Origin of the sequence: Roseinatronobacter bogoriensis DSM 18756 (assembly GCF_004366635.1) — a bacterium.
Taxonomy (GTDB): Bacteria; Pseudomonadota; Alphaproteobacteria; order Rhodobacterales; family Rhodobacteraceae; genus Roseinatronobacter; species Roseinatronobacter bogoriensis.
Map to the genome: position 1 here is coordinate 91833 of NZ_SORN01000005.1, position 15091 is coordinate 106923.

Sequence of the window (15091 nt, forward strand, 5' to 3'; positions counted from 1 at the left end):
TTTTCTGAACCTCAGGGTTAATTCGAGCGGCTGACTTGCGTATTCTGACGGTGGCAACTGCGATGCCGTTGTTTCGGGGCGTTATTATATCAGCATTCTTTGCATTAGAGTCTTTGGCCTAGCCAATCTCTCCATATGACTGCCGCCCAAGTTCCTCCTGTCCTGTTCTACAGATTTTGGATGGCATTTGTGAAATTGGAAAAGCTGCGCGCGGATAAGTTTTCCGTACATTGCGTTTCAGAGTGCAGGCTTGGGTTCGATAGGTTGCAAGCTTCCTGAGCGACTATTTCCAGAAAGTCAGAATGCAGCCGACCGGGCATATTGCCCTGTAATTCCGTCAAACCGATCTCACGCTCAGCCGCTTGCAACGCGATATTCAACGGCACGATCAAGCCTTGTTCAATCTCATAACTGATTTGATTGGGCGACATCAGTGCCAATGCGTCCGATGCCAGCAATACGCCGCGCAAGACGACCAGTGATCCTGTTTCGACGTGGCCAAGCTGCCCAGATGCAAGCCCGTGGCGCTGTGCCAGCAATTCGAAAGCGCGGCGGGCCGGTGCGTCGCGTCGCGGCAAGATCCACGGAAATTCAGCAAGTTGTTCGCCGGTCACCTTTTGCCCCGCCAATGGATGGCCCGCGCGGGCAACCACGCGCAAACTATCCGTGAACAGGCGGGATTCGCTCAGGTCTTGTTCGGTGGCGTCCTCTCGCAGGGCGCCGACAATCACGTCACATGCCCCAAGCCGCAAGCGTTGCAGCAAAAACTCGTACGATCCATCCAGCACTTCCAGCGTTGCCGCAGGATATTTCTTCAGCAACCGCACAATGGCACGCGGCACGATCTGTGTCCGTGCCAGCGGCAAGGCCCCGATGACCAATCGACTGTCGAATACGCCCCGCCTTTCGCGCAACTCTGCATGTGCGAGGTCGATCTCCCGCAGTGCTAGGCTGGCGCGGGTTGCGACAATAGTGCCCGCAGCACTCAGGACACGATTACGTTGGCCGCCCTCAAGCACGGGTTGGCCAATAATCCGCTCAACCTCTTTGGTGGCGCGCCGGACCGAGGCTTCGGTCTGTCCAACCGATTGCGCAGTCGCCGCGAAACTGCCGGTCAAGGCAAACTGGGCCATGACCCGCAATTGCGTGATGCTGGCGTAACGTTCCAGCAGATCAGCGCTGACCTGCCGCGCACGTCCGCGCGGGCAAAGCGAAGGGTCTTGCAAATGCATCAGCGCACGTCGTGCACGCTGCGTCACGATCATGCCTTCTTCGGTCGCGACAGCGGAATTTCCCACCCGTTCCAGCAGTGGCGCACGAAAAATGCGCGTCAGTTTTGCGATGGCCTGAGAGGCGGCGGGCTGCGAGATATTCACCTCTTGCGCCGCGCGCGTCAGTGATCCTTCCCTGACAGCGATTTCCAGCAAGCGCAGATGGCGCATATTTGGCCAGTCGGGCAGAGGAGGGCGCAGAGTTTCGGGCATAGCGGGCTGACCTGTGCTGCAAATGCTACTGAGCGGCGACATATCCGCGATTGTGTTGCGCGGACAGTATTCGGATGCGGCGCGCGGCATTCAAACGCTGCAAAGGTAATAAGTAAACTGTATCACATAGCTGGCTTGCGGGCAATGACGCTCTGTTAGATACTGAAATAATTAGAAAAATATAGAAGCAAGGTCATTCGACTGGCATTTTCGCAGGAAGAGAGCGCTCTTGAAACTTCGGGCGGTCTCGGCAACCGTGTGCGCAGGGATGAGAAGGACAAGAGACAGCCGTGAGCATTTTGCTGGCCATATTGGCAATTCTACTGGGCGGGGTGATGAAAGGCGCGATCGGGGCAGGGGTTCCGGTGATCGCGGCACCAGCGCTGACAATGCTGTTCAATGTGCAGACCGCTGTCGCAATTCTGGTCGTGCCCAATCTGCTAAGCAATGTCTGGCAGGCATGGCATTTCCGCAACGAGGCGATGCCGCGCCGATTTCTGATCCTGTTTGCAGGGGGCGGGATGCTGGGGGTCGCTGTTGGCACATTCTTGTTGGCTGTATTGCCGCAGGAAACACTGTCGCTGATGGTGGCATGTGCTGTGCTTGCCTATATCACGCTGCGCCTTGCGCGTCCGGGCTGGACGCTTGCGCGCGATACCGCGAACCGGCTGTGTGGCGCGGCGGGCATTGCCGGGGGGTTCCTGCAGGGGGCCACAGGCATTTCTGCGCCGGCCTCGATCACGTTCTTGAACGCGATGAAACTGCCGAGAGAGGCATTTATCGGCACGATCTCGATTTTCTTTGTGTCAATGACGGCAATGCAGATTCCGGCCTTGTGGAGCGTTGGTCTGTTAAGCCTAGAAATGCTGGCCTATGGGTTCGGGGCGCTGGGGTTGGTGTTTCTGTCCATGCCCTTGGGCAACTGGCTTGGTAAACGTGCCTCTTCCAAGGTGTTTGACATGGTGATGCTGGTCACACTTGGGGCGATTGCGCTCAAGATCCTGTTCGAAGCGATTTTCTAGCGGGGGGCAGGCAGCATGGTGTTGGTTCAGACATTGCTGCCAATTTTCGCAGTGATCGGCATTGGCTGGCTGGCCGTGCGCTCTGGCTATCTGGATAAAGGGGCGGTAGCGCCAGCAGGGCAGATCGTGATGCGGATTGCGCTGCCTGCGATGATCTTTCTAGCGCTTGCGACCACCCCAACAGAACAGGCATTCGATGTGGCATTTCTGCTGGTCTATTGCGCCGCTTCACTTGCGGTGATGGGGGTCTGCTATGGCGTGGCGCAGCTTGCCTTTGGCATGTCAAAACCTGAAGCAGCCGCCATCGGTCTGGGGGTGTCGATGGCCAATAGCGCGTTCATGGGCTTTCCAATCGGACAGGCCATTCTAGGGTCAGAGGCGGCAATCCGGGTGTTTGCGCATGTGCTGATTGTCGAGAACCTGGTGATCTTGCCTTTGGCGCTTTTTCTGCTGGCTGTTGCAGATCGTAACGCCGCACATCGTCCGCGCGTGTTGCGCGACATGCTGCGCAATCCGCTGATGATCGCGCTTGTGGCGGGCGGGACTGTGTCGGCCATTGGGGTCGGGCTGCCAGCACCTGCAACCGCGGTGCTGGAATTGTTGGGCCGCCTTTCAGCCCCGCTCGCCCTGCTGGTGATTGGCGGGATGCTGGCCAGCCTGCCGGTTTCGGGACGTCTGCGCGCAGTGGGGCTGATCGTCGGGGGCAAGCTGCTGCTTCATCCGCTGCTGGTGGGGCTGGGGGTGGTTCTGGTGCCCGGCGTGTCGCCAGCAATGGCGCTGGGCGGTATGCTGTTTGCGGCGATGCCAATGATCACGATCTTTCCGCTGCTCTCTGCGCGGGTCGGGCAGGGGCAATTGGCAGCTTTCGGGCTGTTGATCGCGACCTCTGCGAGTTTCTTCACGCTGCCCGTTGTTATTCATTATCTGGGGCTGGCTTAGCCCTGACGCATATAGGAGACGCCGCATGACTGATGTTACGCTCAGCGCAGGGGCCGCGCTTCTGGCACGGCTGAAAACTGTCGGGGTGGATTATATCTTTGCCAATTCCGGCACCGATTTTCCGCCCATAATCGAAGGGTTGGCCGAGGCTGCGGCCAAGGACATTGCGCTGCCCCGTGCCCTGACCATCCCGCATGAACACGCCGCAATGGGCATGGCGCATGGCTATTATCTGGCCTCGGGTCGGGCGCAGGCGGTGATTGCGCATACCAATGTGGGGCTGGCCAATTGTGCCATTGGCGCGCTGAATGCCCATGTCGAGCATGTGCCGATCCTGCTGTTTTCGGGTCGCACACCCACCGTCGAGAAGGGTCGTTTCGGCGCGCGCACTGTGCCGATTGGCTGGGGGCAGGAAATGCGCGACCAGACCTCGTTGGTGCGCGAGGCGTCGAAATGGGATTACGAGTTGCGCTTTCCCGAACAGGTGACGGAGCTGGTGGACCGCGCCCATGCGATCGCGTCTTCCAGCCCACGCGGGCCGGTCTATGTGTCGCTGCCGCGCGAAGTGCTGTGCGAGCCGTGCCCGGCAGAGTTTCTGGACACATCGCCCAGCATGACCGCGCATGGTCTTCATGCCTCACCCGGCGATCTGGCAGGGCTGGCCGCGCGGATCGCCCGTGCAAAATTGCCGGTGATCTTTGCCCAGCATGGTGCGGGCAGCGCAGAAGGGTTTGCCGCATTGGCGCGGATGACAGAGGCTTGGGGGATTCCAGTCTGCCAGTATTGGGCGGGCCAACTGGCACTGGCAACCGATCACCCGATGTGCACAAGCTGGGACCCTGCGCCACTGCTGGCCGAAGCCGATCTTGTCATCTGCCTTGGTGTGCTGGCCCCCTGGATGCCGGATGCCCACACCCCGCAACCGGATGCCTTCGTTGTCCAGCTTGGCCCCAACCCTTTGTCCATCCGCACGCCGATCAGGAATTTTCGCGCGGATATGGCCATCGCTGCCGATACCGGTCCCGCCTTGGTGGCGCTTGAGCAGGCTTTGTCCGAACATAAACCGGATGCGGCAGTCCGCGCGCGGTTTGAGCGTGTCGCTGCACGCAACCAGCAGGACCGCGCACAGGCCCTTGCGGCTGCTGCCCCTGATGACGCCCCCGGCATGACCAAGGCGCAGATCGCGCGGGCGCTGTCCGATGCGCTTGAGGGGGACCATGCAACAGTCTTGTCAGAACTGGGCTGTCCGATGCCGCCCATGCGCCTGACCCACCATCAGGCATGGTATCAGGAACCCCATGCCGGCGGGCTGGGCTGGTCCTTGCCGGCTGCAATGGGAATGCAGCTTGCTGATCCAGACCGGCTGATCGTGGCGACGATGGGGGATGGCACCTATATGTTCGCGAATCCTGTGGTTTGTCACCAGATCGCCGAGGCGTTGGAACTTCCCATCCTGATCATTGTGCTGAACAATGCCGAGTGGGGCGCAGTGCGCCAGTCGGTGTTGGGGCTATACCCCGAAGGCCATGCCGCGCGCGCCAATCAGGTGCCATTGACGGGCCTGCAACCCAGCCCTGATTTCACCCTTGTTGCACGCGCGTCGCGCGCGCTGGCCTTCCGGGCAGAGAGCCGTGCAGAATTTACCGAGAAGCTGGATCAGGCGCTTGCGCATGTGCGCGCACGCAAAGGGGCCGCATTGATTGATGTAAGCACCCGTCCCTGAAAGAGGCGCCTGCAAGCCGTGCATAGCGAAGTTTGCACGGTTTGCAGGCGTTGAAAAAAATATGCTGTGAACGTGTTGCTGCGCGCTTACGTTTTGCTTAGCGGGTCGATACGCTCCGCACGGAAGCTGTCGGCCAGCCGTGTCAGGGTGATGTCGCGCACCACGCCGCCTTTGGCAAAGGGGTCACCTTCGGCAAAGGCGCGGGCCTGTGCTTCGCTTTCCGCCTGGAGGATGCCGAAATTCCCGATGCCTGCGCCGGTTTCATCCCACAGCGCGGACCCGGTCAGCACCACAGCCAGCCCATTGCCGCCAGAGGCAACCCAGTCACGATGTTCCGGGCGCAACTTGTCGCGCAAAGCGCCGATTTCCGGCCCGTCATTGTGGTGGCAGATCATGAGAAAGAACATCAGCGCATATTCTCCAGCAGGACCATACCCGCGCCCGTCATCGAGGCCGGGGCGAAGTAGTGCTGGTGCAGGGTGCGGACATCCGCGTCCATGCAGCCGCGCATGACCAGCCACATGATCAGTTCTGCCCCCTCGGACCCGAATTCCTCGACATAATCCTCGCGGCTCATGGCGCGGTAGCGTGCCGGGTCGGCCCCGATTTTCGCAATCCATTCCCGGTCTGCCTGGGGGTTAATAAATCCGGCCCGCGCGCCTTGTAGCTGATGCGACAACCCGCCCGTACCCATGACAAGGATCTTTTCATCCGTGGGGTAGCTTGCGATTGCCTCTCGCAGCAGGCGGCCCAGGTCCCACATGCGCTGTGGGGTCGGGATCGGGTACTGGATCGTGTTCACCAAGATGGGTACGACCTTGACGGGCCAAGCGTCTGGGCGACCAAAGACAAGCTCCATCGGCACCTGCATTCCGTGGTCCACGTCCAGTTCGCGGCAGATCAGCGGGTCGAAATGCCCTTCGACCATGCGATCGGCCAGATGCCACGCGAAATCTGCAGCGCCGATGAAATTCGGGACCGGCCGCGGCCCCCATCCTTCGTCAGCGGGGCGGTATTCGTCGGCCACCCCCAGTGCCAGCGTTGGCACGCGATCCAGAAAGAAGGAATTGCCATGATCGTTGAAGATAACAACTGCGATATCGGGTTTGTGGCCTGCGACCCAGTCTTGCGCGGGGACGTAGCCATCAAAAAACGGTTTCCATTCGTCACTGTCGCGCAAACCCTTGTCTAGCGCCGCAGCGATTGAAGGGACATGACTGGTGCCCAGCCCTGCAAGTAGTTCAGCCATTGGTCACTTTCCCCAGCCGTGTGTCCAGAAATTCCTGCAAATCCATACCCGCCTGCGCCGCACCAATTTCACGAATGGGCGTCGGGTCAACTGCCGAAATCTTGAGGATATAGAACAGGTTGCCGCCAAGGCGGACCATTTCTGCCCAATCGCGGGCCTTGACGGCAGCGCGTTGGTCAGGTGTTAGCGCAAAGCGGTCCAGATAGGCGTCTTCATCCGCCAGAAAGGCCGCGCGGCCCTCTGGGCTGGACAGGCCCATTGCCATCTTGTTCAGCGCATAGCCCGCATTGGCGCGGGGGCGGTCAAACAGGGGGGTATCGGGAATGCGGTCAGGCGATGTCATACATGTCTCTCCTGTCTGGCGGGAATGATTTCGGCAACCCATCCCGCCAAAAGCTGCGCCACGCGCGCAGGCTGTTCAACGGGCGCGAAATGGCCTGCCTCTTCGATGATTTCCAACCGCGCCTGTGGGCAGAGGCGGGCAATCTCTTCATGTGGGCCGATGGGCGACCAGATATCTTGCCTGCCTGTTATCAGCAGCAATGGGCCTTTGTAGGCGGGCATGGACTGGCTTGCATCCGGGCGCGCAATGAGCGCGCGGATCTGGCGTTCGTGTATGTCGGGGGTCATGCGCTGCACCATGGCGCGCAGACCGTTCATGACCTGCGGGTCAGGTTTGATGCCATCTGCCATCATGCCGGGAAGCCATTTTTCGGCCAGCCCCGCCATGCCTTCGCTATGGCCAAATGCAATCATTGCTTCGCGCTTGGGCAACTCGCCCTCTTTCAGCGGGGCCATCCCGGTATTCAGCAATGCCATGCCACGCAAGCGCGCGGGCGCAATGCGTGCCATCTCCATAGCCACGCGCCCGCCCATGGAATGGCCGATCACCACAAGATCGCCAGTATGGCGGGCCAGCAGGTCTTCGGCCATCGCTGTTATGCTTGGCTGATGCGTGACATCTGCGACAGCGACATCATACCCGTCCAGCGCGGCAAGGGTGGCCTGCCAGACATGCGCATCACAGACCAGGCCGGGGATCAGCAGAATCCGGGTCATACTCTGTTCCTTTTGGCAAAAGGGCCGGGGCGCAGGTGCCCCGGCCCGATCTGGGCTTAGCTGCCCTTGGTCCGCCAGCTATCGGCGTAGTTTTCGCGTGCCTCAGCGGCATAAGGCGTTTCGGCCACACGTACCCGGATTTCGGTTTGCTTATGTGCTTCTGTCGAGGTCTTGCCAGTTGTCTCCGGCTCTCCCCATTTCAGGGTCAGCACATCATTGACCTGCACCGACTGGTCCACAACACCAAGGCTCAGGACACAGCGTTCATTGAAGCTGTAGCCGTTGAACATGGACATGCCGACCATCTTGTCGCCCTGCATCACCATATCCGCGCTGGAAGAGGCGTAGTTGGGCTGTGGGAAGTCGATCCACTTATAGGGTGTGCCTTGCTCGAATGCCGAGGCGATGACTTTCAGCACATCGTCGCGGTTCCACTCGAAGGTGACCTTCTTGCGGTTCGTGGGCGCGTCCTTCATCTTGGTGAGCGCCTCTTTGCCGATGAAGTCGTCCTTCTTCCAACCGATGTAGAAGCCATAGCCCAGTTCGAACGGGTTGACGTAATAGTCTTCGATGTTGTCCGACACAAAGCTGCCGCCAATCGCGCCCGAGGCTTCATAGCTGTCCGCGCCCAGCCAGTCGCGGTAATCGGCCAGCATGCCGCCGCCAGTATAGATGCCGGGCAGCGGCGATGGAATCCAGCCCGATTCCAGCGTGTTGGTGGAATAGGCGCGGCTGCCGCATTGCACCAGATCGACGCCTGCATCGCGCGCAGCTTGCAGGATGGTCGAGTGGATATAGTCCTTGTCCTTGTACGGACCCCAGATTTCCAGCCCCGGCGCACCCGACATGCCGTGGCGCAGCGCTTGCACCCGCTTCGAGCCGACATTGATCCAGTCGACATGGAAGAACTTGATATCCGGCACTGGCCCGCCATTCATCTTTTCAAAGATTTTTGGCGCATCCGGTCCCTGAATCTGGAAGCGGTAATGTTCGCGCAGCACGCGTTCACCTTCAGGGCGCGAGGGCGATCGCGGGTCATAGCGCAGGCGCACATTCCAATTGCCGTAAGCGGCGGCAAACATCAGCCAGTTCGAGGTCGGCGCGCGGCCAACAAGGATGTATTTGTCTTCGCGTTCGCGGAAGATGATGTGATCGCCGATTACATGGCCATTGGGCGTGACGGGCACGTAGTGCTTGGCGCGGTTCAACTCGAAATTCGAGAAGCTGTTGATGCCGTGATGGCTGAGGAATTCTGTCGCCTGAGGGCCTTCGACAATCACCTCATCCATATGGTGCGACTGGTCGAACAGCACAGCGGTCTTGCGCCATGCTTCCTGCTCGGCGCGCCAGTTCGAAAATTCGGGCGCAACGACCGGGTAGACATACATGCCGATTTTGGAGTTGCGCAGCATTTGCACCGGATTACCGGCGGCTGCCATTGCAGTGGTCAGGCTCTGTGTCATATCGACTCCCCCCTTAGATGTCATAATGTATACATCGAATACGCGAGCCTGCGGGGTAAATCAAGAAATAACTCTCAATTCAGATAATAATGTATACATGAAAGGGTTAGTCCGTCAGCAAGGCCAGACTTGCTACGCCTTCACGCAAGACCCCTTCATGCGACAGCAAAAACTCCACATTGCGGCGCGCGGCGCGGGCGTGTTCGCGGGCCAATGCCTCCGCGCGCCCGCTTTCGCGCCCGGCAATCGCTTCGAGGATTGCGACATGCTGGGCCTGTGCAGAGATCAACGTGCGTTGCAGGGTCTCAATCCTGTCATGGTCCTCAAGGAAGGCCGAGGGGGAGGCGAAGGGCAGGGCGGTAATGCGCGCCAATTCGCGCTGAAGTGTGGCGCTTTGCGCCATTCGGGCAAGTTGATTGTGGAATGCGGTGTTCAGGCTGGAATAAGATTCCATATCAATGGCTTGATCTGCCAAAACCCGGTCGATTTCGCGCAGAATGGACTGCGCTTTTGCCAAGTCTTCCGGGCTGGCGCCGCGTTCTGCGGCATAGCGGGCGGCTGTCCCCTCCAGCACGCCGCGCAGGTCGATCGTATCCACCACATCGGCAAGTGCAAAGCTTCGTACGACGAAGCCGCCACCTCTGCCCCGTTCCAGCAACCCCTCTTCGGCAAGGCGCGAGAGGGCGGCGCGAATGGGGGTGCGCGAAATCGCCAGCTCTTCAGCCAGCGCGACCTCGTATAGCCGGGTGCCGCCCGTAATCGTGCCGCTCAGAATGCGTTGGCGCAAGCCAAGCAACGCCTTTTGTGTTTGTGTCAGCGATTCATGTGCCATGTCTACCTGCCGAAAAATGTATACAGGCAAATCTAGGCCAATTCCGCAAGCATGTATACACTGGCTGCGCCATGCCTGTTGAACACCCTAGGCAGGCGTGATTTTTCCGGTTCAAGGAAAACGCGTTGCGCTGTCACGATCGGGGCGGTTGCGATAATCTCGCTTCAGGTGGGGGCGCTGTCGCGTGCCCCTGTCACCATGCGCCGGACGCTTTCGATTGCGGCTGTCGTTCCATCGACCAGCGGCAAGCTGACATGGGGGGCAAAACCCCGCGCCAGACCTGCCAGAGGCCCCCCACCAAGAACGATGCTGTCAATGCCACCTGTCTTTGCGCGTTGCTGGCACAAGCGTAGCAAGGGCTCTGCCAACTCTGTGTGAATGGCGCCGGGGTCTGTCCAGATGCTGTCTTGCAGTACGGTTACATCCGCCAGATGATCAAGCAGCCCGTAATGCGCAACAATCGCGCGCAGCGATCCCTGCACGCTGGGACTGAACGACACGATGGAAAAGCGCGGGCCGTGTTCCAGCGCACGCGTTAAAGCGGCCTGCGCAATTCCGATTACCGGTTTGCCTGTTTGCGCGCGCACCTGATCCAGCCCTGTATCGCCGAAAGATGCCAGCACGATAGCGTCCATGCCGTGGTGGTTTTGCTCTACCGCGGCCAGCACTCCTTGCATCGCAAGCGCGCTGTCCTCAGGGGTTACAATCAACTCCGGGCCGAATGCGGCAGGCACGGTTTGCACCACCTCTCCCGGTTGGGCTGCCGCTTGCGCGGCCAGATCTATTCGCCTGGTCACCCCAAGCGAGGTGTTTGGGTTCACAACTAGGATGCGCATGTTACGAGAGTATCACCGAAGGAAGCCACAGGGAAATTGCAGGAAACACATTGATCAGCGCGAGCGCTATAAGCATGGCTCCGATGAACCACATCATGGACGGGATGATCTGCGCCAAAGAGATGCGGGCAATCGCGCATGTAATCAGCACGACCGAGGCGACAGGCGGCGTTTGCTGCCCGATCCCCAGATTGATCGTGACAATCAGGCCAAAATGCACCCGGTCGATGCCCAACTGATCAGCCAGCGGCAAGAAGATCGGAACCAGCATCAGAATGGCAGGTGTGCCGTGCACGATTGTTCCGGCCAACAGGAAAAACACATTGATTGCCAGCAGCACGACCCAGTAATTCTCGGATATTCCAAGGATCGCGTTGGCAATTTCTTGCGGGATGCGCTGGTTGGTCAGATACCATCCCAAGAGTGTCGATGTGGCGACGATGAACATCAGCATGGCGCTGCGTTTGCCTGCGATGCGCAGCGTATCCAGAAACACCCGCCATGTGACCGTGCGGTATAGAAACGCAGCCATAACAATGGACCAGAGTGCGGCCACAGCGCCCGCTTCGGTCGCGGTAAAGACGCCGCCCAGAATGCCGACAAGGATAAGGATCGGTAATGTCAGCGGAAGTGCGGCATCCTTGCCGGTTGAGGCAACACGCGCCCATGAAAACGCGCCCTCGGTCGGATAGCCGCGTTTTACGGAAATCAGATAGGCGGTCATGATCAGCAGGAAACAGACCAGAAAGCCCGGCAGGATGCCCGCTGCAAAAAGCTGCGCGATCGAGGCATTGGCCACATAGGCATAAAGGATCAAGTTCAGGCTGGGCGGAACAATAATCGCCATCGTCGCCGAGGTGGATGTGACAGCAGCGGCAAAAGCCGCCGGATAGCCGCGCTTTTTCATCTGCGGGATCATGACTGACCCGATCGCCGCAGCATCTGATGTTGCCGTGCCAGAGATTTCCGAGAAGAACAGCGATGTCAGGATATTCACATGCGCCAGCCCGCCGCGAATATGCCCGACAAGGGAAGAGGCGAAGGCAATCAGCTTTTCAGCAATCTTGCCCTGGTTCATGATTTCGCCTGCGATCATGAATAACAGTGCTGCGACCAGCAGGTAGTTATTCGCGCCGCCAAAGGGGATTAGCCCGATGATCTGGGGCACAACGGCCGGGTCCAGAATGATCATGACCGAGGCTGTCACCCCAAGCACAAAAGCAATCGGCATGCCCATCATCAACAGGCCGATCAGAAGGATTAGAATGATATAGCCAGGGTCCAGAAACATCAGCCGTCACTTTGCGTCATAAGGTCATCGGGTTTGATCCGATCCATCATCAGGCCCACAAACCGGACCAGACAGATCAGCACGATCAGTGCACCGCCCAGCGGCATGGCGCCGCGAAACAGAACCACCGGAAGATCGACGGAAATAAGCTGCCGCGCGCCAAAGCTGAGCACCGCCTTGCCGCCATACCAGGCCAGCAAGCCACCCAGCCAGGCCATCATCAGCAGGTTCAGCCCCATGATGACCCTTTGCACAATCTCGGGCAGACTGCGCACAACACTGTCAAAGCCCAGGTGTTCATTGGTGCGCGTCAGATAGGCCGCCCCGATAAAGGTCAGCGCGGCCAGCATATGTGCGGGCAATTCTTCCCCCCAAGAGACGGAAGAATTCAGGATGAAGCGCGAATAGACCGCGTAATTCAGCAAGACCAGAAGCGCCCCGGCCATGAAGATGACGAAGGCGTCCAGCACCCATAGCAACGCAGCGTCCAGACGCTGAACGATTTTTTCAATCATCTCCATGACCACGACCCATCACTCGATGCCAAGTGCGCTGAGTGTCGCCGCAACCATGTCTGCGCCAGCGACATCCACGAAAGTCGGGCTTTCGTACAGGGGTTGTGCAGCGGCCTGAAATGCAGCGAAATCGACTTCGTTTATGGCGATCTTGTCTGCAAGATCGGCCACGACCGAGGCATCGGTTTCATCGCCCCACTCAAATGTCCATGAGGCCATATCAGCGGCGATTTCCAGCAGTTGATCGCGTGTCTCTTCATCGAGGCTGGCAAGGAAAGGCTCACCAAACAACAGGAAAGTGGGCAGATAGACGTGGTTCGACATCGACATATAGCCCTGCACTTCATACAGGCGCGCCGAGTCTGTGATCTGTGCGGGGTTTTCCTGACCATCAACAACGCCTTGATCCAGTGCAGAATAGACTTCGCCAAAAGAAAGCGGCGTTGCATTGGCGCCCAGCGTGTTGAACATCTCGACCCGTTGGCGGCTGGTGGGGGTCCGGATTTTCAGCCCCGCCAGATCATCTGGCGTCACAATCGGGCGCACGGAATTTGTGATTACCCGAAAGCCGTTATCCCAAAGTGCGGCCAGACGCATACCATTGCCCGCAAACCCTTCGGCCAGCATTTCGCCTGCGGGGCTGGCGGCAAAGGTCTGCACGGCAGCGCGGTCGGCAAACAGATAGGGTAGGTCAAAGATTGCCGCGCGCGGGTTGATCTGTACCACGGCAGAAGCGGACAGGGAGGCGTGATGCGTCCCAAAGCCAAGCCCTTGGAGCACGTCTTCTTCTGACCCCAGCGTGTTGCCCATGAATATCTGCACGTCGATCTTGTCCGCCATCGCCGCTTCGACACGTTGCGCGTATTCAGTCAGGAACACATGCGCGAAGGAGCCATCGGGCAGGGAGGAGTTGATTTGCAGGACTGTCGGGTTGGCAAATGCCGTGAAGGGCAGTGACACGGCAACGGCAGAGGCAAGCAGCACGGTGCGAATGGTCATGGCGGGGTTCCTTTATCTGGTTTCAAGTTACATGTCGGACATCTTGTTCACGGTAAAATTTTTGCACAGCTTATCCGTTTCTGAAAAACAGTTTTCTTGAGCATTTGCGTGAAAACTCTTTTTTCACGGCATCTCGTCTTGTTTGCGCGCAATTCGCATAATTTTTGGCCAGTTTTGAATCGCCACCAGCCCTGTCGCGAGCGACTCAGCCCGGCATTGCAAGGGGCAGGGCCTGCTGTATTCTATGGGCCAGCCCAAGAAGCATGGGTTCAGAGTATCGTTTTCCGATCAGTTGCAGCCCGACAGGCATTCCGTTGGAATCCAGCCCGATTGGAACGGACAGCGCCGGAAAGCCGGTCAGCGTGATCAGGTAGGTTTGTGCAAGCCAATCCACATAATTCGATAGCGGGCGCCCATTGATCTGGTCGGGATAATTGACCTCGACCGGAAACGGGGTGACGGGCACTGTCGGCGTGGCAATCAGATCGCAGGTTTCAAACTCTGCCAGCATGCGCAGCCAAGCTTGCTTCTGTTGCGACCGCGCCTGAGCGATTTGCCGTGACGTGACGTTCAGCCCCGCTTCGATATTGCCGCGTAAAGAAGGGTTCAGCTCTTCAAGCCGGTCAAGATAATCGGCATAATTGCACACCATCCACTGGCCGCGCAAAAGCTGATAGGCCGCGTTGCTGTCGGATAGCGACAGCGCGCTGTCTGTCATGGACAAACCCAGCCCGGCAACGGCCCCCAGCCCGTTTTCGCAGGTGCGTGCCACATCAGCGTCAATTCCAAGCCCCGCAATGTCGGGGGCATATGCAACCCGTAAACCGCGCGGGTCGAAGCGCGTCACGTAATCCGCCAGATCGGTCGGCGCAAACCCCCAATCGGGCGGCGTGGAAATGGGCGAAAGGTCATCAACCCCGGCAATTGCCCCAAGCATCAAGGCGACATCCTGCGCGCTGCGCGCCATCGGGCCGTTTACGCGCCCCACATCCCAAGGCTGTGCAACCGGATCACTGGCGACAAGCCCGGCCGTCGGGCGCAGACCGACAAGGCCGCAAAAGCTGGCAGGTATCCGCAAAGAGCCGCCGAAATCTGTCCCCTCTGCCAGCGGGATCATATGCGCGGCCAGTGCTGCCGCGCCGCCGCCTGTGGACCCGCCGACCGAGCGGGTTGTGTCCCAAGGGTTCACGGTCGCCCCGAAAAGCGCATTCTTGGTATTGGCCCCTGCGGCAAATTCCGGGGTGTTGGTCTTTCCCAAGACAATTGCGCCAGCCGCTTTCAATCTGCGCACGATGGCGGCGTCTTTTGCGGGAATATTATCTGCCAGCAAACGTGACCCGAAAGTCGTGCGGATGCCTGCCGTCTCGGTGACATCCTTGATCCCGACCGGCAAACCCGCAAGTTGCCCCCAGTCGTCTTGCGCTGTGTTATCCAGCGCCAGCGCCTGTTCCAGCGCTTGATCGGCGCATAGGGTGACAAAGGCGTTTATCTGCGGGTTACGCGCAGAAATCTGGTCCAGATGGGCCTGCATCACCTCCAGGCAGGACACCTCCCGCTGTCTGAGTGCGGCTTGAATCCGAGCCGCGCCGAGTGCAACAATTTCCATCACGTAACCTTTCCTGCGCCTGTTTCCTGAGCATCGAGTTCAAAAAACAAATTATCATGGATGTTTTATGTGA

At 59.1% G+C, this 15091-nt stretch carries 15 protein-coding genes; 3 read left to right on the top strand and 12 right to left on the bottom strand.

The features are described 5' to 3' along the window. Nucleotides 1–167 precede the first annotated feature (167 nt). Complete coding sequence (locus EV660_RS12135; protein ID WP_071480264.1) at nucleotides 168–1484, bottom strand: LysR substrate-binding domain-containing protein; 1317 nt, start codon at nucleotides 1482–1484, stop codon at nucleotides 168–170. 290 nt (nucleotides 1485–1774) lie between these two features. On the opposite strand from EV660_RS12135, the gene EV660_RS12140 reads away from it, so the two are divergent. Genes EV660_RS12140 through EV660_RS12150 form a run of 3 tightly spaced genes read left to right on the top strand, consistent with a single transcriptional unit; the run spans nucleotide 1775 to nucleotide 5168 of the window. Further along, nucleotides 1775–2506 carry a sulfite exporter TauE/SafE family protein gene (locus EV660_RS12140; RefSeq protein ID WP_198510669.1) on the top strand — a complete coding sequence of 244 codons (732 nt, stop codon included), beginning with the start codon at nucleotides 1775–1777 and terminating at the stop codon, nucleotides 2504–2506. A 15-nt stretch (nucleotides 2507–2521) separates the two neighbouring features. Beyond that, the gene (locus EV660_RS12145; protein ID WP_071480265.1) at nucleotides 2522–3445 is read left to right on the top strand and encodes an AEC family transporter; all 924 of its coding nucleotides are present in this window, start codon (nucleotides 2522–2524) and stop codon (nucleotides 3443–3445) included. 25 nt (nucleotides 3446–3470) lie between these two features. Further along, entirely contained in the window at nucleotides 3471–5168 is a 1698-nt protein-coding gene (locus EV660_RS12150; protein ID WP_071480266.1) for a thiamine pyrophosphate-requiring protein, read from the top strand. Between the two features lie 86 nt (nucleotides 5169–5254). Here EV660_RS12150 and EV660_RS12155 read toward each other — a convergent pair whose 3' ends face one another. From EV660_RS12155 to EV660_RS12205, 11 genes are all read right to left on the bottom strand, one after another. After that, nucleotides 5255–5575, bottom strand: coding sequence for a YciI family protein (locus EV660_RS12155; RefSeq protein WP_071480267.1), 321 nt, complete (start codon nucleotides 5573–5575; stop codon nucleotides 5255–5257). After that, nucleotides 5575–6417 carry a class III extradiol dioxygenase family protein gene (locus EV660_RS12160; protein WP_071480268.1) on the bottom strand — a complete coding sequence of 281 codons (843 nt, stop codon included), beginning with the start codon at nucleotides 6415–6417 and terminating at the stop codon, nucleotides 5575–5577. Before EV660_RS12160 ends, EV660_RS12155 begins: the two co-directional genes overlap by 1 nt. Continuing rightward, complete coding sequence (locus EV660_RS12165) at nucleotides 6410–6760, bottom strand: extradiol ring-cleavage dioxygenase (protein ID WP_071480269.1); 351 nt, start codon at nucleotides 6758–6760, stop codon at nucleotides 6410–6412. The genes EV660_RS12160 and EV660_RS12165 overlap by 8 nt, the downstream gene beginning before the upstream one ends. Continuing rightward, on the bottom strand, nucleotides 6757–7476 hold the full coding sequence (locus EV660_RS12170) for an alpha/beta fold hydrolase (protein ID WP_071480270.1): 720 nt from the start codon (nucleotides 7474–7476) through the stop codon (nucleotides 6757–6759). Before EV660_RS12170 ends, EV660_RS12165 begins: the two co-directional genes overlap by 4 nt. Nucleotides 7477–7532: 56 nt before the next feature. Further along, entirely contained in the window at nucleotides 7533–8939 is a 1407-nt protein-coding gene (gene ligM, locus EV660_RS12175; RefSeq protein ID WP_071480271.1) for a vanillate/3-O-methylgallate O-demethylase, read from the bottom strand. A gap of 106 nt (nucleotides 8940–9045) precedes the next feature. Then, on the bottom strand, nucleotides 9046–9771 hold the full coding sequence (locus tag EV660_RS12180; protein WP_071480272.1) for a GntR family transcriptional regulator: 726 nt from the start codon (nucleotides 9769–9771) through the stop codon (nucleotides 9046–9048). A gap of 164 nt (nucleotides 9772–9935) precedes the next feature. After that, entirely contained in the window at nucleotides 9936–10607 is a 672-nt protein-coding gene (locus tag EV660_RS12185; protein ID WP_071480273.1) for an aspartate/glutamate racemase family protein, read from the bottom strand. Nucleotide 10608: 1 nt separating this feature from the next. Beyond that, the gene (locus EV660_RS12190) at nucleotides 10609–11898 is read right to left on the bottom strand and encodes a TRAP transporter large permease (protein WP_071480274.1); all 1290 of its coding nucleotides are present in this window, start codon (nucleotides 11896–11898) and stop codon (nucleotides 10609–10611) included. Next, entirely contained in the window at nucleotides 11898–12419 is a 522-nt protein-coding gene (locus EV660_RS12195; RefSeq protein ID WP_071480275.1) for a TRAP transporter small permease, read from the bottom strand. The genes EV660_RS12190 and EV660_RS12195 overlap by 1 nt, the downstream gene beginning before the upstream one ends. Before the next feature lie 12 nt (nucleotides 12420–12431). Further along, nucleotides 12432–13412 carry a TRAP transporter substrate-binding protein gene (locus EV660_RS12200; protein ID WP_071480276.1) on the bottom strand — a complete coding sequence of 327 codons (981 nt, stop codon included), beginning with the start codon at nucleotides 13410–13412 and terminating at the stop codon, nucleotides 12432–12434. Between the two features lie 205 nt (nucleotides 13413–13617). Continuing rightward, entirely contained in the window at nucleotides 13618–15018 is a 1401-nt protein-coding gene (locus EV660_RS12205) for an amidase (RefSeq protein WP_071480277.1), read from the bottom strand. Nucleotides 15019–15091: the final 73 nt, after the last annotated feature.